General features: G+C 56.5%; 21 protein-coding genes. 8 read left to right on the plus strand and 13 right to left on the minus strand.

Translation table 11 applies throughout. From position 1 onward, the window contains the following. Positions 1-128 precede the first annotated feature (128 nt). Together ACHZBF_RS07295 and ACHZBF_RS07300 are read left to right on the plus strand one after the other, a co-directional pair. The gene (locus ACHZBF_RS07295) at positions 129-1,031 is read left to right on the plus strand and encodes a hydroxymethylglutaryl-CoA lyase (protein ID WP_321528069.1); all 903 of its coding nucleotides are present in this window, start codon (positions 129-131) and stop codon (positions 1,029-1,031) included. A gap of 160 nt (positions 1,032-1,191) precedes the next feature. Next, the gene (locus tag ACHZBF_RS07300) at positions 1,192-1,779 is read left to right on the plus strand and encodes a peroxidase-related enzyme (RefSeq protein WP_321528070.1); all 588 of its coding nucleotides are present in this window, start codon (positions 1,192-1,194) and stop codon (positions 1,777-1,779) included. A gap of 300 nt (positions 1,780-2,079) precedes the next feature. Here ACHZBF_RS07300 and ACHZBF_RS07305 read toward each other — a convergent pair whose 3' ends face one another. The 4 genes from ACHZBF_RS07305 to modA form a co-directional block, all read right to left on the minus strand. Further along, positions 2,080-2,313: a hypothetical protein gene (locus ACHZBF_RS07305; protein WP_321528071.1), complete on the minus strand. Its 234-nt coding sequence runs from the start codon at positions 2,311-2,313 to the stop codon at positions 2,080-2,082. 468 nt (positions 2,314-2,781) lie between these two features. Beyond that, the gene (locus ACHZBF_RS07310) at positions 2,782-3,018 is read right to left on the minus strand and encodes a hypothetical protein (protein ID WP_029133976.1); all 237 of its coding nucleotides are present in this window, start codon (positions 3,016-3,018) and stop codon (positions 2,782-2,784) included. A 333-nt stretch (positions 3,019-3,351) separates the two neighbouring features. Next, complete coding sequence (locus ACHZBF_RS07315) at positions 3,352-5,898, minus strand: EAL domain-containing protein (protein WP_321528072.1); 2,547 nt, start codon at positions 5,896-5,898, stop codon at positions 3,352-3,354. A 14-nt stretch (positions 5,899-5,912) separates the two neighbouring features. Beyond that, on the minus strand, positions 5,913-6,683 hold the full coding sequence (gene modA / locus ACHZBF_RS07320) for a molybdate ABC transporter substrate-binding protein (RefSeq protein ID WP_321528073.1): 771 nt from the start codon (positions 6,681-6,683) through the stop codon (positions 5,913-5,915). Between the two features lie 169 nt (positions 6,684-6,852). Here modA and nhaA point away from each other — a divergent pair, with 169 nt between their 5' ends. Continuing rightward, the gene (gene nhaA / locus ACHZBF_RS07325) at positions 6,853-8,244 is read left to right on the plus strand and encodes a Na+/H+ antiporter NhaA (protein WP_321528074.1); all 1,392 of its coding nucleotides are present in this window, start codon (positions 6,853-6,855) and stop codon (positions 8,242-8,244) included. Between the two features lie 46 nt (positions 8,245-8,290). On the opposite strand, the gene ACHZBF_RS07330 is transcribed toward nhaA, so the two are convergent. From ACHZBF_RS07330 to ACHZBF_RS07360, 7 genes are all read right to left on the minus strand, one after another. After that, positions 8,291-10,099 (minus strand): SulP family inorganic anion transporter, encoded by a 1,809-nt coding sequence (locus tag ACHZBF_RS07330; protein ID WP_321528075.1) that lies wholly within the window; start codon positions 10,097-10,099, stop codon positions 8,291-8,293. Continuing rightward, positions 10,096-10,440 carry a hypothetical protein gene (locus ACHZBF_RS07335; protein ID WP_029133972.1) on the minus strand — a complete coding sequence of 115 codons (345 nt, stop codon included), beginning with the start codon at positions 10,438-10,440 and terminating at the stop codon, positions 10,096-10,098. The genes ACHZBF_RS07330 and ACHZBF_RS07335 overlap by 4 nt, the downstream gene beginning before the upstream one ends. Before the next feature lie 317 nt (positions 10,441-10,757). Further along, on the minus strand, positions 10,758-12,032 hold the full coding sequence (locus tag ACHZBF_RS07340) for a sensor histidine kinase (RefSeq protein ID WP_029133971.1): 1,275 nt from the start codon (positions 12,030-12,032) through the stop codon (positions 10,758-10,760). After that, a complete protein-coding gene (locus tag ACHZBF_RS07345) occupies positions 12,022-12,702 on the minus strand; it encodes a response regulator transcription factor (RefSeq protein WP_321528076.1) in 681 nt (226 codons plus the stop codon). Before ACHZBF_RS07345 ends, ACHZBF_RS07340 begins: the two co-directional genes overlap by 11 nt. Positions 12,703-12,801: 99 nt before the next feature. Then, positions 12,802-15,126 carry a DNA polymerase II gene (locus tag ACHZBF_RS07350; RefSeq protein WP_321528077.1) on the minus strand — a complete coding sequence of 775 codons (2,325 nt, stop codon included), beginning with the start codon at positions 15,124-15,126 and terminating at the stop codon, positions 12,802-12,804. Further along, the gene (locus tag ACHZBF_RS07355; protein ID WP_321528078.1) at positions 15,126-17,615 is read right to left on the minus strand and encodes an ABC transporter permease; all 2,490 of its coding nucleotides are present in this window, start codon (positions 17,613-17,615) and stop codon (positions 15,126-15,128) included. The genes ACHZBF_RS07350 and ACHZBF_RS07355 overlap by 1 nt, the downstream gene beginning before the upstream one ends. Beyond that, on the minus strand, positions 17,612-18,307 hold the full coding sequence (locus ACHZBF_RS07360) for an ABC transporter ATP-binding protein (RefSeq protein ID WP_029133967.1): 696 nt from the start codon (positions 18,305-18,307) through the stop codon (positions 17,612-17,614). Before ACHZBF_RS07360 ends, ACHZBF_RS07355 begins: the two co-directional genes overlap by 4 nt. On the opposite strand from ACHZBF_RS07360, the gene ACHZBF_RS07365 reads away from it, so the two are divergent. Next, complete coding sequence (locus ACHZBF_RS07365) at positions 18,306-18,959, plus strand: arylesterase (protein WP_321528079.1); 654 nt, start codon at positions 18,306-18,308, stop codon at positions 18,957-18,959. The two genes, ACHZBF_RS07360 and ACHZBF_RS07365, sit on opposite strands and share 2 nt — an antisense overlap. Here the strand turns inward: ACHZBF_RS07365 and ACHZBF_RS07370 are convergent. After that, positions 18,935-19,906: an esterase-like activity of phytase family protein gene (locus tag ACHZBF_RS07370; protein WP_321528080.1), complete on the minus strand. Its 972-nt coding sequence runs from the start codon at positions 19,904-19,906 to the stop codon at positions 18,935-18,937. The two genes, ACHZBF_RS07365 and ACHZBF_RS07370, sit on opposite strands and share 25 nt — an antisense overlap. A gap of 273 nt (positions 19,907-20,179) precedes the next feature. Here ACHZBF_RS07370 and ACHZBF_RS07375 point away from each other — a divergent pair, with 273 nt between their 5' ends. The 3 genes from ACHZBF_RS07375 to ACHZBF_RS07385 all read left to right on the plus strand — a co-directional run bounded on the left by ACHZBF_RS07375 (position 20,180) and on the right by ACHZBF_RS07385 (position 22,724). Beyond that, the gene (locus tag ACHZBF_RS07375) at positions 20,180-20,743 is read left to right on the plus strand and encodes a DUF2889 domain-containing protein (protein ID WP_029133966.1); all 564 of its coding nucleotides are present in this window, start codon (positions 20,180-20,182) and stop codon (positions 20,741-20,743) included. 132 nt (positions 20,744-20,875) lie between these two features. Then, entirely contained in the window at positions 20,876-21,223 is a 348-nt protein-coding gene (locus tag ACHZBF_RS07380) for a hypothetical protein (RefSeq protein ID WP_321528081.1), read from the plus strand. Positions 21,224-21,266: 43 nt separating this feature from the next. Beyond that, the gene (locus ACHZBF_RS07385) at positions 21,267-22,724 is read left to right on the plus strand and encodes a metal ABC transporter solute-binding protein, Zn/Mn family (RefSeq protein WP_321528082.1); all 1,458 of its coding nucleotides are present in this window, start codon (positions 21,267-21,269) and stop codon (positions 22,722-22,724) included. Between the two features lie 73 nt (positions 22,725-22,797). On the opposite strand, the gene nudC is transcribed toward ACHZBF_RS07385, so the two are convergent. Then, positions 22,798-23,718 carry an NAD(+) diphosphatase gene (nudC, locus tag ACHZBF_RS07390; protein ID WP_321528083.1) on the minus strand — a complete coding sequence of 307 codons (921 nt, stop codon included), beginning with the start codon at positions 23,716-23,718 and terminating at the stop codon, positions 22,798-22,800. A gap of 268 nt (positions 23,719-23,986) precedes the next feature. Here nudC and ACHZBF_RS07395 point away from each other — a divergent pair, with 268 nt between their 5' ends. Next, the gene (locus tag ACHZBF_RS07395) at positions 23,987-24,871 is read left to right on the plus strand and encodes a hypothetical protein (protein ID WP_029133963.1); all 885 of its coding nucleotides are present in this window, start codon (positions 23,987-23,989) and stop codon (positions 24,869-24,871) included. Positions 24,872-25,056: the final 185 nt, after the last annotated feature.

Raw genomic sequence — 25,056 nt, forward strand, 5'->3', positions numbered from 1 at the left:
AAGGGCGTAACCCAACAAATAACCACCAAACAACAGTAGTGGTACCCAATGACCGTAACCCAACAAGTTGCCCCAGGCCTTTAAATAATCGCATGTCAGATAGCGCAGCCAACTGCAAGGGAACAAACATGCAACTACCCGAACAGGTAAAGATTGTCGAAGTGGGACCCCGGGACGGACTGCAGAACGAATCCACACCGGTTCCCGCCGAGGTCAAGCTGGAGCTGATCCGCAGACTGGAACTCGCGGGGCTGTCGGTGATCGAGGCGGGCAGTTTTGTCTCCCCCAAGTGGGTGCCGCAGATGGCCTCCAGCGCTGAGGTGTTCAGCGCCATCGACCCGAAACCCGGCATCAGCTATCCCATGCTGGTACCCAATCTGCGGGGGCTGGAAAGTGCCCTGTCGGTGGGTGTGAAGGAGATTGCCATCTTTGCCGCCGCTTCCGAGAGCTTCACGCAAAAGAACATCAACTGCTCCATCGAGGAGAGCATCGCCCGCTACAGCGAGGTGATGGAGCAGGCCAGGCAACATAAGCTGAAGGTGCGCGGTTATGTCTCCTGCGTGCTGGGGTGCCCCTATGAGGGCGAGATCGCCACCGATAAAGTGGCCGGGGTGGCGCGGCGACTGTACGACATGGGTTGTTACGAAATTTCACTGGGCGACACCGTGGGCGTCGGCACGCCTCTCAAGGCCCAGCGGATGATCGACGCCGTGGCGCAGCTGGTTCCGGTGGAGAAGCTGGCCGCTCATTTTCACGACACCTATGGCCAGGCGCTGGCGAATCTGTTCGCTGTACTGCAACAAGGCGTGTCGGTGATCGACAGTTCTGTCTCCGGTCTTGGCGGTTGCCCCTATGCCAAGGGGGCATCGGGTAATGTCGCCACCGAGGACGTACTGTACATGCTCAACGGTCTCGGTATCGAGACCGGTATCGACATGAATAAATTGCTGCTGGCCGGTCAGTACATCAACGATCACCTGCAGCGGGGGTCCGCCTCGAAAGTCGCCCGTGCCCTGACCGGCAAAGACTGAATCGACAGGCCTGGTAGGGCGAGCACGTATGTTGTTTCTGCGACAGAGTGCCACCCATAGGGCGCCCTATACCGAAGTCATTGTTCGGAGGTGGGATGCCCTGCTGGGCCGGAACCCTACAGCGGAAATAACACAATCACCCTACAGAGCGGAGGTAAAAGTGTCCGATAAACCGATCAGCCGATTCCCCATCCCTGATATCAACGAACTGCCGGAAGATATCAAAACCGTCATCCTGGATGTGCAAGAGAAATCCGGCTTCATCCCCAATGTCTTCCTGGCTCTGGCCCACCGTCCGGATGAGTTCCGAGCCTTTTTCGCCTATCACGACGCGCTGATGGAGAAAGAGAGCGGACTCAGCAAAGGTGAGCGCGAGATGATTGTGGTCGCCACCTCCAGCGCCAATCAGTGCATCTATTGCGTGGTGGCACACGGCGCCATATTGCGCATCCGGGAAAAGAACCCGCTGATCGCCGACCAGGTTGCCGCCAATTACCGCAAGGCGGATATCACCCCGCGTCAGAAGGCGATGCTCGATTTCGCTATCAAGGTGTCCCAGCGTGCCTATGAAGTTGGCGATACCGACTATGAACTGCTGCGGGGGCACGGCTTCACGGATGAGGATATCTGGGATATTGGTGCTATCTCCGCCTTCTTCGGCCTCTCCAATCGCATGGTCAACCTCACCAGCATGCGTACCAACGATGAGTTCTATCTGCTGGGACGGCTGCCGAAGCAGAAGACGTAATCCGGTACCCAGGTGGGAGCAACAATTCAATGACGGCAGTTTTAGCTCGCTTCCTGCCGAAACGTCGACACCTCTGGTATTACGGGGAAGAGAGATCCTTCCTTTTCCCCCAGGGAGAAGGAGAGGATAAAGGCGTATCAACAATCAGGCGTAAGGATTTGTGCGCATGCATTATCTGCCTACGCGGCAATGACAGGGCAGGCCTATACACTCAATAATCTGCAGATCGTGAAATGCCTCCATAGAAAAAGCCGGCTATGTGCTCATGGCCGGCTCTATTTGTCACAGCATCCATGCTTGCTAACGGGCGTTCAGGCCTTCCAGATAGTCAGGAATCGCACTGACGCCAATACTCTCATCAATTGGGGTTTCGTGAGAAGCCTTGCCGGCGGCAGTAGCGGGCATGCGGCTGAAGTCAGTCTCTGTAGCTTGTGATCCATAGAGCAGGTCCTGGGTTATATCGTCGGCCACTACAGCGCCCGTGGAGAGGATTGATGCAAAGGCTATTGCGAACAGTTTGCTGGAAAGTTTCATGATGAGTCTCCTGATGTTTTGGTTAGTGGACCTGGGTAGTGGTCCTTGCAATAAAAGACCCGGGGGCGGGTGAGTATCTTTCACTGATTTTTCGGATTTTGAAAAAAATAGTGTCTGCACTACTGGCTAATGCCCGAATTAGTAGCATCAGTCCCGGGTTTTCGACAGAGACTCTGTATTGTTTTGGTGGCTCGTTATCCTGGTGCCTGGCCTTGGGTGAATGCAACGGCTACTTCCAGTGCAAGTTGGAGTATCTAGCGTGAGGTGATCCGCCTTGTCATCTTCACTCTCCTGGCCTGCCTAACTGGATGCCCGGTCTCACGCTGTCACCGTTGGCGATTCATTTCAAGGGACGGCTGGATGCCCACATGGCACCGTCAAGTCGGGCTGACACAGACGTTTGAACGTCTCCATAGGGAAAGCCGGCTACGTTTCCATAGCCGGCTCTTTTTGGTAGGGCGTTAGCGCTTACTGGTTGAAGTTCTGACCTTCCAGATAATCCGGAATTGCGACGACGCCATGACTATCATTCATAGAAGCTTGGTGAGAGACGTTACCGGCGGCGGTCGCGGGCATGCGGCTGAAGTCAGTCTCTGTAGCTTGTGATCCATAGAGCAGGTCCTGGCCTATATCCTCGGCCATCACGGCGCCCGTGGAGAGGATTGATGCAAAGGCAATTGCGAACAGTTTGCTGGAAAGTTTCATGATGAGTCTCCTGACGTTTGGGTTAATGGACCCGGGTAGTGGTCCTTGCAGTAGAAGACCCGGAGACTGGCGAGTATCTTTCAGTGATTTTTGCGAAATGAAAAATATAGTGTCGGCGCTCCCCGTTTTGCCATAACAGCGGGTCGAATCTAACTGCATTTTTTCCTGACTTGCGCCACCGGCCTGGTAAGTATATGAATTAGAGTATTTGGCTCCAGGTTCCCGGGAGAGCGCCTGTAATATCTTTGCGACTTTTTATGCGGTGTCAGGGAGGTGCTCCCAACCTGTGTTAAGGCGATTGTCGGCGTGACCGTTCTGATGTGGTTCGAACAACTACAGACTGGTCTCTGCCTGCTGGCGGCAGTATCTGGTCTCGAGCAATCTGCCCGCTGCAACGGGTGGCAGCGGTTTGCTGAACAGGTAACCCTGCAGGTAGTCACAGCAGTGCTCGGTCAGAAAGTCGCGCTGGACAGTGGTCTCCACTCCTTCGGCGACCACTTTGAGGCCTAGATTGTGTGCCAGGGCGATGGTTGCCATGCAGATTTCGGCGTCATTTCTGTCATTTTCAATATCCCCGACAAAGGCGCGGTCTAGTTTGAGGGTATTGATGGGGAGCTTTTTCAAATAAGCGAGGGAGGAGTAGCCGGTGCCAAAATCGTCGATCGCCAGACTCACCCCGAGTTGACTCAGTCCGTTCAGTTGTTGTACGGCCAGTTCGGGATCGGACATGGCAACCGTTTCGGTAATCTCAAGTTCGAGTTCTCCATCCCTGATTTGATGTTTTTCGATGGCGGTGCGGACGGTTTGGATCAGCGTATCCGAGTGCAACTGCTTTGCGGAGAGGTTGACTGAAATCTGCAGGGGGGTATGGGTGGTCTGTTTCCATATCGCCAGTTGCCGGCAGGCCTTGTCGATTACCCATGCCCCCAGTTCATGGATTACATCGATCTCTTCGGCGATTGGAATAAATCTGTCCGGTCCGATAAATCCCCGAGTCGGATGATTCCAGCGTATTAACGCCTCCATACCATAAATTTGGTTGTCCAGGGTATGTACCTGCGCCTGGTAATAAAGTTCGAACTGGTCGAGTTCGAGAGCACTGCGCAGTTGATGTTCAAAATCAAGACGTTCTTCGGAGGCAACCAGCAGGCTCTCAGTGAAAAACTGGAAGTTCTTTCTGCCCTGGTCTTTCGCGTGATACATGGCGATGTCACTGGTTTTCAACAGTTCGTCAATATTGTCACCATCATTGGGATAGATGCTGATACCGATACTTGGGCTGCTGTCAAAGACGTTGTCATTGATGCTATAGGGCTGTGACAACTGGTCGATGAGATATCTGGCGAGGGTAGGGACCTGGTTCATTTCCTTGAGTCCCGTAAGCACGATGACAAATTCGTCGCCACCGATCCGGGCAACGATGTCACTCTCTCTGAGACAGTTTTTCAACCGATTGGCCACTTCTATCAGTAGTTGATCACCGATATGGTGTCCCATCGAGTCATTGATATATTTGAAGCGATCCAGGTCGACAAACAGTACCGCCAGTTGTTGCCGATCCCTTTTTGCTGCCAATACGGCCTGCTCCATGCGGCTTTCCAGGCTGAAGCGATTGAGCAGTCCGGTGAGCATGTCATAGTGGGCGAGATGTTCTATTCTGGCTTCCGCAGCTTTGCGGTCGCTGATGTCGGTGAAGCTGGCAATGTGGAAAAGTACCTGTCCATCCTGGTCGCGAATGGCGGAAATCGCCGCCCACTTGGGATAGATTTCGCCGGATTTTTTCCTGTCCCAGAGCTCGCCCTGCCAGAAGCTGTCTCTCTCCAGGTCACGCCACATCTCTCGGTAGAGCTCCACGCTGGTATCACCGCCTGACAGCATTCGTGGATTTTTGCCTGCAACATCCGACAGTTCATAACCGGTCTGCTTGGTAAAGGCCCTGTTGACATTGATTATGTGGTTGTCCCTATCTGTAATGAGAATGGCCTCGCCACTGTATTCGAAGGCGTTGGCATATATTTTTAAGGTTTCTGCAATCGACTCCGCACTTCTTTTCGACATTTCAAGCTTGTTATGGGCATCGGAAATGCTCTGTGCCATCTCCGCCATTGCGTCGGTGAGCTGGCCCACCTCGTTGCTGGAGTCCTGGATCAGCGGTGCGGAATAATCACCTAGGGATATTTTTCGGGACCAGACCAGGAGTTGGGACAACTGGCGGGTAACATTGCGTATCACAATAAATGCGATAAACAGCAGTGAGCCCCCACCACCAACGCCGATGGCAATGGTGATGTAGAGGTTATGCGTGGCAACGGACATCAACGCCTGGCGTGAAGCAGCAATATCCCCAAACTCATGGCGGATCAGCTGTGATGTGATCTCCTTGATACGGGGTATGTATTCCGATTCTGTGCGACTCAGCAGGACAAATGCCGCCTCTTTTTCAAAATCGGCACTTAGTTTGATAATAACCCCTATCTCTCTGAAGTAAGTGTTGAGAATACCGGAAAGATCCAGTGAATAATCATTGGTCTGGGGTGTGGTGTACTCATGTAATTGAATGCGGTGGCGGGAAGCCGGCAACGTGTCGATGATGGCCAGTCTGGTCCGGTCAAGTTCCTGGCTGATCTCCTCCATGGCAGAGAAACTTTCGGTAGTCAGGTGTCGGAGGCTAAGCGCACGGTAAGCGGTGACCTGTTTTTCAATTTTCTCCAGATTGCGAAGTCTGATGTCACCATCAACATATACCGTATCAAGTGCGGCGACTGATTCTTTGAGGATGTGGGAAAAATAGACCGTACCGAGCAATGAGATAAGGCCGATACTGAACATGGGTATGATCAGTTGCCGATATAGAGAACAGTTTCCCAGCTTTCCGATCATAGGCTGCTATCTGTTCACTGCAGGCTTACATCAAAACCGGCGGTTTTGAATATCTCGATGCCGGGGTCGCTGCGAATATAATCCAACAAGTCGGCTGTCGCTGATTTACCGGCGGATTGTTCAACCGGCGCCATGTAGTATCGGATGTCTGGATGCCAGGAAGGATCGATTGAGTAGAGTGGTCGTACCCGGTCGCTGAGATTGGTTGAGAAAAGTATACCGACGGTATTGTTATCGGATTGCGCCAGCGTTTCGGCCAGCAGGGTGATATGCTTTTTCGTGGTAATTTTCTGCTTGACCCGTTCCCAGACACCGGTCTTCTGCATGGCCTGTTTTGCATAGCGGCCAAAGGGTGCGGTAGATGGATCACCAATCAGGATTTTTTTTATTTTATCCGATGTCAAATCATTCCACTCGTGGAGTTCCAGAGGACTGTTGGCAGGTGCGCCTACCACCAGGCGATTGCCCCAGGGGCTAATAACCTTATCGGCAGCCACAAAGCCACCTTGAATCATATAATCCATCCAATGTTTATTGGCTGAGATATAGATGTCGGCCTGGATTGCACCTCCACGAATCCCCTTGGCCAGCAGTCCCGATGATTTACAGATGTAATTGATTTTAATGTCACGGGTCTGGGAAAATTGTTCACCTACCGCTTTGATGGTGGTGCAGGTTGAATTGGCCGCGGCGAGAGTGATATCGGATGCATGGACCGCACCGGCAAACATTAATGTGTAGACCGCCAGGATTGGTAAACTGATTCCTAAAACTAGATTGTGCATAGGCGATAACCTGTCTATTAGTTTTAATAGTCATGCGACAAGCATTGCACTCAGTCTACATGATAGAGAGCAATCAACCTTATCAAACAGACGAATAGGTTGATTGTTTCTGTTAATCCCTACCCGGTGAAGGGGCGATTTAAGATTGATACCCTGGAATAATTATCTCATGGATAAACAATCAGCACACAGGAGTACAGTTCAAACCGACCTGGAAAGGCAATTTGAAAAGGTAATAACGCCGTTTCAATATTTTATTAAGGATCAAACCACCAGTAGCATACTGCTGATTCTCTGCACCGGTATCGCACTTTTTCTTGCCAACTCGCAGTTTAGTACCAGCTACCAGTCCTTTATTGAAACTCCTCTTGGATTGGTAGTGGATGACCATTCCTTTAGCTTGAGTCTGCACCATTGGGTTAATGATGCCATCATGACCCTATTCTTTTTTTTATTGGGCCTTGAGATAAAACGGGAACTGTTGGCGGGAGAGCTGCAGGATTTTAGCCGTACACTGCCGGTTATTGCCGCAGCAATCGGTGGCATGTTGTTTCCGGCGCTACTTTTTCTGTTGCTCAACTTCGGTTCCGAAACCGAGCATGGATGGGGTATTCCCATGGCAACCGACACCGCCTTCGCGGTTGGTATCCTGGCCCTGTTGCGCCGACAGATTCCGGCGTCTGCCTTCGCCTTTCTGACCGCACTGGCCATTATTGATGATATCGGTGCGATTCTCGTGATTGCGTTTTTTTATACTGAATCAATCGATGTCCTGTACCTGGCTTCTGGGGCATTGGCGTTTGTCTTGTTATTGCTTGTCAATCTATTGGGTATCCGTAACTCCTGGATTTACCTGGCAGGCGGAGTGATTCTCTGGAGCATGCTGTATATGTCTGGGGTGCATGCCACGGTAGCCGGCATTATGGTGGCATTTACCGTACCGGCACGCCCAAAGCGTGACACCGGCTGGTTCTTGCAGAAAACACATCGCCTGATGAGCCGTTTTGAACGGATGGAGCGAAAGAGCGACAGCAGCGAGAATATTCTCGAGAATATTGACCAGCACGATATTGTGGAGGGGGTCCAGGTCGCCGCGGCAAAGGCCACCACTCCGTTACGCCGATGGGAGCGGGCACTGGAACACCCCGTGGCTCTGTTCGTCCTGCCGCTGTTTGCCCTGGTGAATGCCGGTATTCCGCTCTCTTACAACACGCTTGAATACCTCTGGGATGGTGGTATCACCTCGGGTATTGTTCTGGGGCTGGTGGTGGGTAAAAGTATCGGTATCCCGCTGATGGCATGGATTGCGATTAAATTCAGACTCGGCCGCCTCCCGGATGGCCTGGATCTCCGGCACATTGTCGGCATCGGCATGTTGGGTGGTATGGGCTTTACCATGTCCATTTTCATTGCCGATCTTGGCTTTGCCCAGCAGGATCAGCTGATCGCGGCGAAGTCGGGCATCCTGGTGGCCTCCCTGTTGGCCGGTATCATGGGATGGCTCTGGCTGCGCTTCTGCTGTAACAGTGACATGCCCTCGAAGACTAACCGTCCGCAATAACTGACGCCGATTGCAGGGCCGACACATTACCAGGGGAGAAAGATAATCAAGATGTGACCGCTTGTTCGCGTTGACACTCGATGAAGATCGGCTTGCTGCACTGACGACATGTCTGGTGGTCAAGTTTACGGTAGATGGCGCTGATGGCATCCGTTTTGTTATCGAAGAAATATTGTGCACCTATCATCTTCAGATAGCCGCCTTCGGCAAGAAACTGCCAGAGCTCGTCCTTTAAACCATAGACATAGAGTCCGCCACCATTCGCCTTCAGACGTCTGGCCTCCTGAGCGAGCAGTTCGGCGCCCGCCATATCGATATAATTGATGCGGGATGCAATCAACAGGATATGTTTGACACCGTAAGTCGCGGAGATCATCTGCAATTTGAGCTGCAGGTAACTGACTGAGCCAAAATAGATGGAGCGGTCCACGCGCACGACCTTGAGTTGTCCGCACTCCTGAAGCGGCTTGGTTTCGATATCTGTAAATGCCCGGTTTTTCTGCGTCAGGTCTGGCGCCAAAAGGGTGATTTTTGGTTTTGATGTCTTGGCCAGAAAGATCACCAGGGACAACAGTACGCCGATATAGATAGCGAATTCCAGTTCCAGGAACAGGGTGGAAAAAAAGGTGACGAGAAAGATTGCAGATTCCGGCCGGCTGGTATTGAAGATTGCACGGATGTGATGAAAATCGACCAGGTTATAGGCGACCAGTAAAATCACCCCGCCCATTGCCGCGACCGGGAGATAGGCGGTCAGAGGTGCTATCAGTAACACAATGGCCATCAGGATAACTGCGGCAAAGATGGCCGACATGGGGGTCTGTGCCCCTGAGTCGTAGTTGATCCCGGAGCGGGTGAATGAGCCTGAACCCGCATAGCTTGAGAAAAAACTGCCAACGATATTGGAGAGACCCTGACCGATAAACTCCTGGTTGCCGTCGATACGTTGATTGGAGCGGGTGGCGACAGAACGGGCGATGGATACGGCCTCAATCAGGCCAAGCAGCGCTACCGCAAAAGCCTGGGGCGCCAGCATCCGAATGGCATCCATGTTGAACAATGGGCTGGTGAGGGGTGGCAGCTGGGCCGGAATACTGCCGACCAGGGCGACGCCGTGGGCGTCGGCGCCGAGAAAGAAGGCGGTCAGCGAGCCGACGATCAGGCCCAGCAGCAGGTGTGGCATTTTGCGTGACAGGCGACGACTGAACAGCGCCACGGCCAGTGTGGCGAGCGCAATAAAAAGTACGTAGCCATTGCTCTGGTCGTAATGTTGGAAGACACCGAGCCAGGTATCTGCAAATGAGTGTCCGCGCGCCAGTTCCAGTCCCAGCACATGTTTGATCTGGCTGGTGGCGATCAGGATGGCCGCCGCGGCGGTAAACGCGACCACCACGGTATGGGAAACAAAATTTACCAACACCCCCAGTCGTGCCACGCCGAAGGCGAGCTGATAGATGCCCGCCAGAAAAGTCATGGTCAGCACCAGTTGTACAAACTCGGGTGTGCCCGGGGTGGCGTACTGACTGATGGAGGAGAAGACCACGATTGAGATTGCCGTGGTCGGTCCGGAAACCAGGTGACGTGATGAGCCAAACAGCGCTGCAATGATGGGGGTGATCATGGCCGTATACAGGCCATACTGAGGCGGCATGCCAGCGATGGTGGCAAATGCGACGCCCTGAGGCAGCACCACGACCGCCCCGGTCAACCCGGCCATCAGGTCACGCTGCAGGCTCTGACGTGTAATACCGGGTAGCCACTGCAGAAAAGGCAACAGGAGCAACAGGCGCTGAGGCATCGACAGCGGCCGATCTGCGCCGGTGAAGAGATTGGGATTTCCGGATAATGCTTTCATCGTGTTAAGTGGGCGCGCTCAAAACTGCCGCCGTCGTAGACAGCCCGTCCGCTGCTCTGTGCTGGCGAAGGTGTCCGATCTGCTGGAAATGAACCGCCATCAAAGGCTTTCAGGTTGCGCATGCCGGAGGAGTTGGACCGTGGACTGGATTTTGATAATTGATTTAGCCGCTCGACGAAACTCAATCCCAGCCCGAATGCCAGTGTGAGCAAAATCAACTGGATAACACTCAGTTCGAAAGCCGCCAGTAGTAGCAGCGGAATCAGGAATAGATATCTGATGCGGATTGACCGCAAACCAGCTGGCAGGCGGGTGTCGGGATGCGTGTTAAGGTACTGCATGGCAGATCCTGGTTGATTAGTGCCATCTGACAGGTATGGCGAAGATGTCATGTCCGGTTATATTTGCCTTGCAGGAAATACCCGTTACAACGCCTCATCACTGGGCCAGCGTTCCCAATTTGGTTAAACGCCCACCTGACTTTCAGCGGGTCGTTGACCGGGTGGAGAGGGAGTATTTTGCCCCTCTCCAGAAAGAGAGGGGCAGGGGAGTCACTACTCGGCTTTCACTCGAGCGGTACTCTACCGAAGCGGTGGTATAGCGAATGGATAGGCAATGTTTACGGAGTGTATAGGGCGGCCTGGAAACCGAATCAGGTTCAGTTTCCCGAGGTCAGGGAGAGTTGTGCCAGGGTACCGCCATCGGGACGATTTTCCAGGATAATCCGCCAGCCTTCATGTTCGCACAGGCGCCATACCAGTGAGAGCCCCAAACCCGCTCCGCGGCTCCGGCTACCCCGTACATAGGGCTGGAACAATTCAGTCGGGTTTTCCGTACCCAGACCCGGACCCGAGTCTTCCACGCGGATGTTATCGGCATCAAGCCGGATGCGCACTTCACCCCGTTCGGTGAAACTCAGGGCATTGCGCAGGAGGTTACCCAGCACCATGGAGAGAATGGCGTGATCGACCTGTATATGCGATGGCGCCCCGACGTCCAGCACCAAGGTAACCGGTTTGTGGCGGAACAGGTCGCGATAGCGCTCAATGACTTCCTTGACAACCGGCAGGACATCACATTCCGTCGACGGGCTGCCCGCATCACCCTGTTCCCGGGCAAGTGCCAGCAGGGCCGCAGAGATTTCACCCATCTCGATGGCGGCCCGGGATATTCGTGCAACACGGTTTCTGTTCTTATCATCGAGCGTGGTATCCAGCATCATCAGTTCAGTGGCGCCGTTTATGACGGCAATGGGGGTACGCAGTTCGTGGCTGACATCACCGGTGAAGAGGCGCTCCCGTTCAATGAAATCGTGCAAACGTCGGAGATAGGTATCAAAGTCCCCCGCCAACTGGTGAATCTCCACCCAGGGAAACTCCCGTGCCAGCGTGGTGGGTTCATCTTCGGGATGAAGTTGTGCAACACGGCGTGCCAGCTCGGTAACCGGTGCAATGATGAGTGCGGCCAGCCAGCGTCCGGCCAGCGCGGAAATGAGCGTAACGATCAGCACGCTCCCCGACAGCAGGATGAGGAAGCTGGTCTCCCGCTGGTGCAGCGCGCTGGTGTCGTAGAGCACGACAAAGCGTTGATCGCGTACCTTGCGCACGGCGGCACGATAGCTGATGCCATCGACCACGAGATTGTGACGCCCCGGGGCGAGTGTCTTGATCTCGTCCGGAATAGGGCGGGTTCCTCCCTGCGCGGCCACCACATAGGCACGGATGGTAGCCGTGTGTTCGGGCAGGGAGAGCGGATTACGTTGGCGCCGGGCGACATAATCATCCAGTTCTGCCGTCAGGGTGTCATCAATCAGGCGTGCCTCCAGATCATGCGAGGCGAAGTAAATGGTGGTGGCCAACGCCAGACTCACCACCGCGCCGAACAGGGCCAGGGTGATTGCAACGCGGTTGCGCAGGGTCCAGCTAGCGGCCATCGGGGCCGGTTAGCTGGTAACCCATGCCTCGAATAGTGTGCAGCAAGGCGGGTTTGAAATTACGGTCAATGGCGGTTCGCAGGGCATGCAGATGGGCGCGCAGGGTGTCGCTGTCGGGTGGATCGTCCCCCCATATCTCGCGCTCGATCTCCACCCGTCGCACAACACCCGGGGAGCGGCGCATCAGCAGGGCGAGAATTTTAAGTGGAATGGGCGCCAGTTCGATACGCCGTCCGTCGCGCTCCACGCGCAGCGTGTCCGGATCAAACTGCAGATCACCGACGATCAGGCGTCGCCGGGTAATTTCGCTGCGACCACGCCGGGACAGGGCGTTAAGGCGCGCTTCCAGTTCCGGCAGCGCAAAAGGCTTGACCAGATAATCGTCGGCCCCACTGGCGAAGCCTTCCAGTTTGTTATGGAGTGTATCGCGGGCGGTGAGCATCAGGACGGGGGTGCCGTGTCCCTCCCGGCGTAACCGTGAGCAGACCTCCAGGCCATCCATGCCAGGCAGCATCAGGTCGAGAACAATCACGTCATAGCTGTTTTCGAGTGCAAACCCCAAACCTGCGAGGCCGTTATAGGCGATATCCACGGTGTGCCCCATGGATTCAAAGAATTCACACAGGTTCTCGATCAGGTCGGGATTGTCTTCAATCAGCAGCAGATACATGAAAATATTTTAACACCTCTACCTGGACTTATCATGGCTCGTACTTGCCAGGTCGATCCGGTGTCCGCACGCCGATATCGCTGAACAGATTGTTGCTGTTCAGAACAGTGCCATCTGATCGGCAGTGATGCGTTTGAAACTGTCGTCGAGAAAGTGCAGGATGCCATCGGCCACCGGTTCGATCTGGCGATCGATATAGTGTTGGTAGTCGATCGGGCTGGTTCCCCGGCCATTAAAATAGTGCTCCACCGGTTCCGGACCGTTGAGCGTGATCAGGTAATTGATGGTGCGACCTGGCTTGTTCAGCTTTCTCGCCGCCTGTACGTGGGGAGGGATATTGCGTTGATAGTCGTCCAGTTTGCGGCGCAACCGTTTTCGATAGACCAGTTCCCGGTCCAGTTCACCGCGTTTCAGCCGGCCGACCAGATCGCTGATATAGGCCTCATAGGGTTCGTTGAAGAAGATGCGCCGATAGAGTTCCCGCTGGAAACGCTGGGCCAGCGGGGTCCAGTCGCTGCGTACGCTCTCCAGGCCTTTGAACACCAGGTCATATTCACCCTGGGAATTACGGATCACGCCGGCATAGCGCTTTTTGCTGCCGGTCTCGGTGCCGCGGATGGTGGGCATAATGAATTGAATAAAGTGGGTTTCGAATTCGATCTCCAGGGCTGATTCAACACGAAATTCCCGTGCAATGGTGTCGTTCCACCAGCTATTGAGATCCCGGGCGAGCTGTTGGCCGGTCTCCCGGGAGCGCGCCTCGTCATAGTCTTCTCCGAGCAGCACAAACACCGAGTCGGTGTCGCCATAGATCACCGGATAGCCGGCTGACTCCAGCCAGTCACGGCTGCGGGTGATGATCTCGTGACCACGGCGGGTGATGCTGCTGGCGAGGCGCGGGTCGTAGAAACGGCAGCCGCTGGAACCGAGCACACCGTAGAAGGAGTTCATGATGATCTTGATCGCCTGGGAGAGCGCCTTGTCCTGCTGCTGCTTGGCCAGATCCCGCTTGGCCCAGAGTTCAGTAATAATGCCCGGAAGCAGGTGGCGCTCTCGGGCGAACCGGGCCTGCAGAAAACCGGGAACCGGGTCGTCGCCGGGAAAGGCCATGCCCAGCGGGTCGATGCGGAAGGTACGGATGATGCTTGGATAAAGGCTCTTGAAATCCAGCACCAGCACATTCTGGTAGAGGCCCGGCCGGGAATCCATCACATAGCCGCCGGGGCTGGTTTGTGAATGACGAAAGGCGCCGATGTCATGGGCCACCACGCCTTCCCGATGCAACAGTGGCAGGTAGAGGTTATCGAATGCGGCCACCGATCCCCCCTGCCGGCCGAGTGACAGTCCGGTCATGGTGGCGCGCTGCCGGATAAAGTTAATCAGGTCGGTCTTGTGGAAGATATCCTCGACCAGGCGGCAATCCTCCAGATTGTAAGCGGCCAGGGCGGGTCGGTCTTCGCGGAACTGGCGTCGTATCTCGGCCAGCTTATCCTGGCCGTCACTGATCAGTTTTTTACGCCCCAACAGCTCGCCGGCCACATGATTCAGTGCGAAACTCTCAAATGACCAGAAGGCGGCGCGCAGATTGTCAATGCCGTCCAGCGCCACCCGCCCCGGAATGCTCGCCACCCGGGCCTGCCCGCTCTGTTGTGGTTGCAGGATGGCGGCCAGTTCGCCGCCCCGGCCCAGGCTGAAGGGGATGTGGTGCGCCCTGCAGCGCCGCTCCAGGTAGTCCAGGTCGAAATTGACCAGGTTCCAGCCCAGGATCAGGTCCGGGTCAAGTTGTTCCATCTGCTGCAGAAACAGCCGCAACAGTTGTGCCTCATCACTGACCCAGTGGATCGGCAGATCGCTGGGCCATTCGGCAGCCTCGCCCTGCATCAGGATCCGGGACACTCCCGGTCCGCAGAAGGCGATGGACAGCACCTGGTTGGCGGTACCGTCGGTCTCTATGTCCAGGCTCAGATAACTGAGTTCGGGCTGGAAATCGACCGGTCGGATTTGCGGATTGACCAGCTCCAGATAACCGTTGCGCTGAACCGGGTTGCCGGTGACCTGTAAGGGCGCGGTAACAAAGCGCTCCATCAGGAAACGGTCGGCGATCTTGATATCCGACTCCAGCAGCAGGGTGCTGCTGCCGGCGGTGCGCTCGCGAAACTGCTGCAACTGGCGCTGCTGGCGGAAATAGAGGCCATCCACCGGCTGACCGAGCATATCGGTCAGCTTCAATGGCTTGCGTTCCATCCTGAACCCATCCATTGGCAGTTCGCTATCGCGTGCAATGAAGCAGACCGCTTTCTGCTCCGGATAGACCAGCCGCAACGGTCCGGCTGGTGAATGTGCCCAGAACTGCAGTTCAACGCCATTGGGCCCGTCACGCCAGTGACGGGTCAGCAGAAAGGCGTTGTATTGTTGTCGAGGCATCAGCGATTCTGCAGCATCCGCAACGGCGGTTGCACGGTCAGTGGCCAGGTGGCCAAAACCCCGGCCAGTCCGATGGCGATACCGCTGCCGAGGATACCGATGATGGCGGTCCAGGCATTGGGTTGGAAGGCAAAACCGAACACCTCGGTGGCAATGAACCAGCCGGTGACGGTGGCGCAGAGACTGGCCAGGGTACCGGCCAGCATACCGAGGGTGATGAACTCGATTCCGGCCGCCTGGATCAGCCCTTTGCGCTGCATGCCCAGGGTTCGCAGCACCACCGACTCCTGCCGCCGGTGTTCGCGGCTGGCCTGAATCCCGGCATAGAGCATCAGCAGGCCGGCCGCCAGGGTGAACAGAAACACATACTCCACCGCCAGCGAGCCGCGCTGCATGATCTCCCGAATCTGCTGCATGATGGCGCTGACATCGATAATGGTGACGGATGGATACTGTTTGACCAGTTGCGCCAGCAATGCCTCCTGACCCGGTGGCAGATAGAAGCTGGTGATGTAGTTGGTGGGATGATCCCTGAGCAGGGCCGGCGTGCCGATGACAAAAAAGTTGGGTTGGAAAGAGTCCCATCGCACTTGCCGCAGATTTGACACCTCTGCCTCGATGGGCACCCCGGCCAGATCGAAACTGAGCTTGTCACCCAGCTTGATGCCAAGTGTTTCCGCTATCCCTGTCTCTACCGAAAACAGCGGTGACTCCTGATTCGATGCGTCCCACCAGTGACCGGACACAATGTGGTTCTCTTTCTGTGGCTCAACCGCCCAGGAGAGATTGAATTCGCGCTCCACCAGCCGTTGGGCACGGTCATCCTGATATTGATCGGGCGACACCGGACTGGCGTTGATTCGGGTGAGGCGGGCGCGCAGCATCGGGTAGATGCCGGCCTGTTCGATCTGCTGTTGGCGGAAGAACTCACCCATCGTCTCCGCATCTTCCGGCTGGATATTGATCAGAAAATGGTTGGGTGCCCGTTCCGGGATAGTCCGTTGCCAGGCATCCAGCAGATCCACGCGGATTATTACCAGCAACAACATGGCAAGTATCCCGAGGCCAAAGCCGGAGAGTTGCAGGGCGGTCATGGCCGGGTCCCGGAGCAGTCCGGAGAGTCCCTGTCGCCACAGGGTACCGCCGCGGTGGCGTAACGGTCTGAGCAGGTGGATCAGCGCCCAGGCCACCAACAGCAGCAGAGAGACCGTGCCGAGGGTGCCGAGTAGTACCCAACCGGCCAGGGTGGCGTCACCGGCCTGCCAGCGCATCAGCAACGCCATGGCGCCGAGTGCGCAGAGGGCCAACAGCCAGGTGCTCGCGGGTGGTGCCCCCAGGTCGCGCCGCAGTACCCGCAACGGTGGCACCGCCCCGAGCCGCAGGGCCGGTGGCAGGGTGAAGCCGATCAGGGTGATCAGTCCGGTGCCCAGGCCGACCAGCACCGGCCACGGGGTCGGGGGTGGCAGTGTGCCACCGAACCAGTCGCTGAGCAGGCCGGCCAGAAGATATTGCGCCAGCCAGCCGCCGGCAATCCCCAGCAGGCTTGCCAGCAGGCCGAGCAGCAGCAGGCGCAGCAGCAGTACCCGCAGGATCAGTGACTGACTGGCCCCGAGGCAGCGCATGATGGCACTGGTGTCCGACTGACGTTCCACGAACCGTCGGGTGGAAAGCGCAACCGTGGCACCGGCCACCAGCACCGCTACCAGTGCGGCCAGACTGAGGAAGCGGCTACCCCGGTCCAGGGTATTGCGCAGTTCGGGACGGGCGCTACTCAGGTGCTCCAGTCGCACCCCGCGCGGGAGCCGTGATCCGGTCCAGCGCTGGAATGCCTCCACCTGGGTCTGATCGCCCGCGACCAGCAGGCGATAGCGCACCCGGCTGGCCGGGGTGACCAGCCCGGTCTTGGGAATATCCTCCAGGGCGATCAGTACTTCCGGCCCGAGTCGGAAGAAGCTGTTGCCGAGAGCCGAGTCGCGACTCAGGATCTGTTCCAGGGCCAGGTTCGTCTCGCCCAGTGAGACCTGGTCGCCAGGCTGCAGCCCGAGGGCAGCCATCAGGCGCGCCTCGCCCCACAGGTTACCGGGGATGGGCGGTTCGGTGACACTCTGTTCTTCAGCCGAGGGTTGGGTGCGGACACGCAGTTCCCCCCGCAGGGGATAGCCACGGCTTACCGCCTTGACCTCCACCAGTTGGGTCTCGTCCCGGTGCATGATCACGCTGGGAAAGCTGAGGGTGTGGACGGTCCGCAGGCCGAGCGCCTCCGCCTGCTGTTCGAAACTTTCCGGCACCGGCCGACTGCTGGAGAGCACCAGGTCGGCCGCCATCACCTGGTTGGCCTGCAGGATCATCGCCTGTTCCACGCGATCGGTAAAAAATCCCACTGCGGTTACTGCCGATACGGCAATGATCAGGGCCAGTACCAGCAGCCGCAGCTCCCCGCTGCGCCAGTCACGGCGCAGAAAGCGCAGGGCCAGCACGAATGTGTTCATGCGCTGCTCTCCAGTTGGCCGTTTTCGATCTGCAGGCGGTGGTCGCAGCGTGCCGCCAGCCGTTCGTCGTGGGTGACCAGCAGCAGTGCCGCGCCGGTCTGTTCCCGCATCTGGAACAGCAGGTCGATTATGCGGCTGCCGGTTGCCTGGTCGAGACTGCCGGTCGGCTCATCGGCAAACAGCAGCTTGGGGCCGGAGGCAAAAGCCCGGGCAATGGCCACCCGCTGCTGCTCGCCGCCGGAGAGCTGGCCGGGATAGTGGTGCAGCCGATCAGTCAGGCCCACCTGGCGCAGCGCCTCGGTGGCGCCCTCTGCCGGGTGGGAGACGCCCGCCAGTTCCAGCGGCAGCATCACGTTTTCCAGGGCAGTCATGCCGGGCAGCAGCTGAAAGGATTGAAATACAAAGCCGACCTTGCCGGCGCGCAGCGCGGCGCGCTGGTCTTCATTCAGCGAGTTCAGGGATGTGCCGAACAGCTCTATGTCGCCGCTGCTGGTCTCATCCAGTCCGGCCAGCAGTCCCAGCAGGGTCGACTTGCCCGAACCTGATGCGCCCAGAATAGCGGTGACTTCACCGCTGGCCAGTTGCAGTGACACATCCTGCAGAATGGTCAGGTTGCCGCCCGGACCGTTGACTTGTTTGCCGACACCGTTGGCCTTTACCAGGATGCTATCTGGGTTATGATCTGTGTCCATGAAAAAACTTTTCCTGCTGCTGATGTTTGTTATATCCAATGTGCCGGCTGCCGAGCCGGTGATTCTTGTTCTCGGTGACAGTCTGAGCGCGGCCTACGGTATTGAACGTAGCCGCGGTTGGGTCGCCCTGCTGCAAGATCGCCTGCAACAGGCGGGTTATCCCCATCGGGTGGTTAACGCCAGCATATCGGGTGATACCACCGCCGGCGGTCTTTCACGTCTTCCCCAGGCGCTTGAACAGTTCCAGCCGGATATCCTGATTATCGAACTGGGCGGCAATGACGGCCTGCGGGGACTCGGAAATGATCAGACCCGCGATCATCTCGATCAGATGATAACACTTGCCCGGGCTGCCCATAGCCGTCCACTGCTGTTGGGGATGATGCTGCCTCCGAATTTCGGCAAGGCGTTTACCGAGAAGTTCCTGCAGATCTACCGGGATCTGGCCGAGCAGCGCAGAGTACCGCTTGTGCCGTTCTTTCTCGAAGGGGTGGCGGATCGGCCGGACTGGATGCAGGGGGACGGAATTCATCCCAACGCGGCGGGTCAGCCGCTGATGCTGGAACATGTCTGGACACAACTGCAGCCGCTGCTGGACGAAGAGATGGCAGGCGGTATGGGGAGCGCTCACTCCCCCACGATTTTGAAATAGACCAGTTGGGTCTGTGCCCAGGGTTTGTTGCCGTCATCGCTGACCATGAAGAAATGCATCCCCTGGTGGCGGGTCAGCCCCTCCATGTTCTGTATCAGCCAGCCCTGACCGCTGTCAAACCGGGCGATCAATTCAGTTGTCACGCTGCTCGAAGAGACCAGGTCGGCGGCCCGTATGCGGGTCAGGCTGATCACCCAGGGGGAAAAGATCGAGGTATAGGCCCGCTCCAGCAGTACCAGATCGCCGTTGGGCAGCGCCTCCAGCGCCACCAGGGCGCCATCAGCTTCTTTGGGCTGGTATTGCCAGGTCCGGCCGGAGATGCTGATGAGATAGTGGGATTGGTTTGCGCGCGGATATTCCGGACCGGTAATGATACCCTGTTGCGGGTGCAGGGTGACGGCCTCCATGCCCCGGTTGGTTTTCGGTCGGTAACCGCTCCGCCGCAACAGATCCGGCAGGGGCAGGGTAGAGTGCCATACGCCGTCCGGTTGATAACGCTCGATGCGGTGGTGCCGTTCAAACGAGATGACCAGCCGGCTGTCTCCCCGGACGCCGTTGGCACTGTTTTCCAGGGTCAGCCCCTCGGCGTCGCTCCAGCCGCCACGCAGTGGTTTACCCCGCCGGTCTTGCAGGGGGTGAGCCGCTATCAGTTCAATCTGGCTGAGATGGCCATTGCTGAAGCGGGGCGCCAGCTTCAGCACCCGGCCCTGATCGGAGATCGCCAGCAGGAGCTGTTCGTCTTCGTCCCAGGCCAGCCCGGAGAGTTCCGCCAGTGCCGGATCTCCCCTCAGCGACAGGCTTCCCAGCAGTTCGATGCCCATGAAGCGGTCCCCGTTGCGGATATGATCGGCGATGTTAATCGGTTGTCCGACCAAGCTCGCAGCGCCAACCAGGGCGCAGTGGGGAATGAGGATCAGGAATAAGGCAAGACGTTGAAATGGTGACATATTCGCTGACGATATGCCGCTCCGTGGGAGGCGTCAAGCTACTCAGGCAAGTCAAACTTCGGGCCTTTGTCTTTCTGGTTAAAACCCATACACCGGTCGGACTTTTCTTACCTGGCTTATATCAAGTATTGATAGCGGTACGCAGTTATAATCCGTTGGGTGAACCGTCCTTGATAGCGGCCGATATTGGATAGGTATACGCTTCTGATTTGATATTCGTTGCCGTTGACATTATCTTTCCCAATCTTCGTAGACTGATGAGATTGAACCACTGTGCCACTACCCAGACCTGTTGAACGTGAACATCTCCACACCCGCAAAATTACCTGTGAAGGCTATCTGCGCAAGGATGGGCTGTGGGATTTGGAAGCCCATCTGACCGATACCAAAACCTTTGGGTTTGACACCACCCACCGCGGCTATATGCAGCCGGGTGCGCCGGTGCACGGGCTGCATCTGCGGGTGACCATGGATCTCGATTTTGTTATTCATGATGTAATTGCCGTCTCTGACGATACACCGTATCCGGTGTGCAAGCAGACTGCAGAAACCATGCGCAAGCTGATTGGATTGAAAATCGGGCCGGGCTGGATGCGCGAGGTAAGAAACCGGGTCGAGCGCAAGTTGAGCTGCACGCACCTGATGGAGTTGCTCGGACCGCTTGCCACCACGGCTTATCAGACCATGCATTCGGCCCTCGAGGAGCGTGCTAACCAGCAGCCGGTGCGCAGCCGGCCACGCATCCTCGATACCTGTATCGCCCTGGCCAGCGACGGGCCGGAGGTCAAGGCGCGCTGGCCGGAGTTCTACACCGGTGCCAGGGATGATGAGAGCTGAACGGCTATTTCGGAGTGCGGGCCTGATCTGTTGATAGGCCAATGATTGATTTTGAGCAATTACCTTGTAGTGTCATGTCCTTATAATCCGCGCTGCATATTTATATTCCTTTAACTTCAGGCGATGAAAACAATGATGGTTATCAGATGGGCTGCTCCATTTCTGTTGGCACTGCTGGTCAATGGTCTGGCGCTGGCCGAGGGCGTGGACGACAAGCAGTTCGATGCCATACAAAAACTGGGTGAGCTGAATGGTGTGGCACTTAACTGCCATTTTCTTAACGAAACCCGGCGCATGAAAAAGGCACTGGTGCTGGCGCTTCCAAAACGTCGCCAATATGGTGAGGCATTTGATAGCGCCACCAATACCGCTTTTCTGAAATTCATTGAGACCAAGGCGGAATGCCCGGCCGAAGCGGCATTCAGCCAGCAGGTTGATGCAGCGATCCTGGTACTGGAATCTGAATTCGCCAATCAATAGATCCATTCACTGGGTCGTGACAAATGTAGGTGGGTAAATATCCGTGAACAGGTTAACCGCACTGTTTTTTAACTCCAGACACTCTGTATTCCTGGCGCTCTTGCTGTTGCTTGGCAGCCAGTCATTGCTTGCGGAATCGAAGTTCCGGGTAGTTGCCAGCATAAAGCCGATTCACTCCATTCTGTCCGGTCTGATGGTCGGCACGGAAGGTCCTGAACTGCTGGTAGATGGCGATAATCAGCCGTTTGATTATCAGATGAGTGCATCCCAGCAGGCTGGCCTGGCCGAGGCCAATCTGGTTGTCTGGGTGGGGCCGGAGTTGGAGCGGTTTCTGATTAAGCCGGTTGCCCAGGTCCTGCAGTCGGGTGTGCGGGTAGTCACGCTGCTGGATAATCCGGAACTGAAGATCCTGCCGTCCCGCTGGAGCAAGGGTGAAGATTCCACGGAACGTGACCCGTTTTTCTGGATGGACAGCCGTAATGTTCTGATCCTGGTGGATGAGCTCGCCAGGGCGCTGATGGATGCGGACAACGGCAGGGCTCATCTGTACCGGAGAAACCGTGCTCAAATGCTGGCACGGGTGGCCGAACTGGACCGCAAGTTGGAGTACGGCTATCGGGGACTGAAAAGTGGCGTGGGAATGGCCTATTACGACACCCTGCAGTATTTCGAACAAGCCTATGCACTGAAAATCCGGGGTGTGTTGGCCCAATCGCCAAAACAGCCGGTAGATGCACTTTCATTGCTGCAGAATCATGCGAAGCTGAAAGAGGGTTACTATGCTTGTCTGCTGACTGAACGTAGTATGCCGATGCCAGAGTTGCCCCTGTTGACCGAGGGTGTTGATATCAATGTCGGTACCCTGGACAGTTTTGGAGCTGGAATGAAAGCGGGACCGGAGCTCTATTTTGAGCTCATGGAGAAAAACACCGATACCATCAAAAGCTGTCTTCAGTACAGCGGTGAACCGGTACAGCTAGCCGCTGAGGATCAGTTCCAGCCGGAGACCGCCAAAGTCGGCGCCAAATTCATGCTGATCGACCATAACGGCAAGCTGGTCACGGAGAAGGATATGCTGGGCAAGTTCCAGTTGGTCTATTTTGGCTACACCTTCTGCCCTGATATCTGCCCCACCTCGTTGCAGGTAATGTCATTGGCGCTGGATATGCTGGGTGAGAGGGCTGCGTTGATCAAGCCCTATTTCATTACCGTGGATCCGGAGCGGGATAATGCCCAGGTGATGAAAAATTACGTGAAATACTTCAATCAGGATCTGGTGGGTCTGACCGGTACCAAGACGATGATCGATCGGGTAGCCAGTGGCTACAAGGTGAAGTATGAGAAGGTGATCGAGGAGGGCGGTGATCCCGATCTCTATATAATGGATCACTCGGCCAGCGTCTATTTGATGGCGCCCAACGGCGAATTCATCACCAAGTTTGCCCACGGTATCTCGGCCAAACAGATGGTTGATGCGCTGAACGACTATCTGCCCAAGTGATTCGCAGCTTTATTTACGGTATCAGACCATAGCTGGGCAACGCCCCGGATGTCCATGCCACTGGCATAGTTGATTAATCCCGTTGTTCCGAGTGCATCCAGGTCTCGATCAAACGCCAGGAGATGGAGTCCCTTCTCGGCAGATGGAACTGCTCATTCTCGGGTGAATTCAATAACTGATCCCGGTGAAACCAGCCGGCGCTCTCCAGTTCCACACCATCCACCTGAATATCGGTACTGGCCGCCCTGGCGTAGAAACCGAGCATGATGGATGAAGGGAATGGCCAGGGCTGGGATGAGTGGTAACGGATATCGGTCACCCGGATACCGGCCTCCTCGCTCACTTCCCGTGCTACCGCATCCTCCAGGCTTTCTCCCGGCTCGACGAAGCCCGCCAGGGTGGAGTGCATCCCCGGTGGCCAGCTTGGCTGCCTGCCCAGCAGGCAGTAGTCCCCGTCATGTATCAGCATGATCACGGCGGGATCGGTCCTGGGATGGTGTGCCCTCTGGCAGGCCGGGTTGCCGCAGATGCGCATATGCCCGGCCCGGGTCGATTCGGTCGGGCTGCCGCAATCGCCACAAAATCGGTGATGCCGGTGCCAGTAGGTCATTGCCCGGGCATGGGCAAGCAGCGCGCCGCTGTGGCGGTCAATCAGCGGGCCGACAATGCGGAGATCGCGAAAACTCTGTGCCTCCCGCCCGGGCAGCATCTTCTCGGGCTGCTCCAGATGGGAGATATCCAGAGCCAGCCAGATGACGCCTTCAGGGTCGCTGCCCAGCAGAATCAGTTCACCGGACAGCGCCAGCAGTCCGCCATCCCGATTGGCGGGAAAAGAGACCGGTCGGTGCTGACGGGTTACCAGGTGTTGATTACGCCATACCGGAAGCAGGCGACTGTTTTCGCTGCTGAGTATGCTCTCCAGCCATGCCGGATCATCCCGATACCGATCCAGCCGGTCAAACCCCTGGCTGCTGTAGAAGTTGGGTTTTTTCATCACTTTTGTAGCATGGCCAATATCAGGCACAAAAGCAAAACCGGGATTATCGGACTGCGTAATTGTGTTCGCTCGTTGTCTGTAGCCAACCGGCTTCTGAAGATGTCGTAAACCTGCTCATCCCGGGGTTTCTGTGGTTGGCGACTTATTACTAAAATAAAAAGATCGAATGTTATTCTTCGGGTTGATCTGCTAGATTCGTACTGCTCACCCGTGAGCAGATAAAAGAGACCGCTACAAAGGTCCATGACAACTTTGGGAGGAAACCATGCGAACTGTCCATCTTGCAGCCGTGCTGCTGTCACTCTGTTTAACCACGCTTTCACTTGTCGCCCAGGAGGCAGACCGGGTCAGGCCCTTTGTGCTGGCGGAGACTGTATCGGCCCCACTGGATGCCAAGTTACAAACGGTCGAGGCGGCATTGGGTGAGGCAGGTTTTTCTATTGCCGGTGAATATGCCCCCTATGCCGGGGCTCATATCCTGATTATTACCGATGAGAGCTTGCGCAAGCAGGCTTCGGCGTCTCCGATGGGTGGCTATGGGGCTGCCATCAGGGTTTCCCTGACAGAACGGGATGGAGTGGTGCAGGTCAGTTATACCGATCCGCAGTGGATGGGCAATGTCTACCGCATGGCCGGTGATTTCAAGGCGTTGTCAAGTCGTCTGCAGGCCGCCCTGGGCCGGGAGAAAACCTTTGGCTCGGAAGGTGGTCGCACGGCAGAGAATCTGCGTGAATATCACTACATGATGTTCATGCCCTATTTTGACGACCAGGTGGAACTGGCCAGCTATGACTCGCATCAGGCTGCGCTGGATGCCGTCGAGGCGGGCCTTGCCGCCGGGAAAGGGGGGGTGAGTAAAATCTCCAGAGTCGATGTGATTGGCAAGGAGGAGTCTCTGTTCAATGTGGCGGTAAAAGAGGGAGTTGGTGCCGATGCGCCGGTGATGCAGATTATCGATCAGGCCGAGATGCGGCACACTGCTCATCTGCCCTATGATCTGCTGGTTTCCGGCAACAAGGTCTACATGCTGCACGGCAAGTTTCGCATCGCCCAGAGTTTTCCCGATCTGACCATGTCTACCTTTATGAAGATATCCGATGCGCCGGATGCGATCGAGGCATCGCTGAAAATGGCGGCGGGCGGCAAGTAGCCCCCGGAAATGGCGGCTGCATAATTGGATTATGTCGCGGTGGCCACCAAACACCGTAGGGTGGATAAGCGAAGCGCATCCACCAGGCAATGGTGTTTGGTGGATGCGCCCTCCGGGCTTATCCACCCTACGGCCTGAATAGCCCGTAGGATGGGGCGAGGGAAGACCCCAACACCAGGGTGCGG

The sequence above is a fragment of the Sedimenticola selenatireducens genome (assembly GCF_963675335.2).
Taxonomy (GTDB): domain Bacteria; phylum Pseudomonadota; class Gammaproteobacteria; order Chromatiales; family Chromatiaceae; genus Sedimenticola; species Sedimenticola selenatireducens.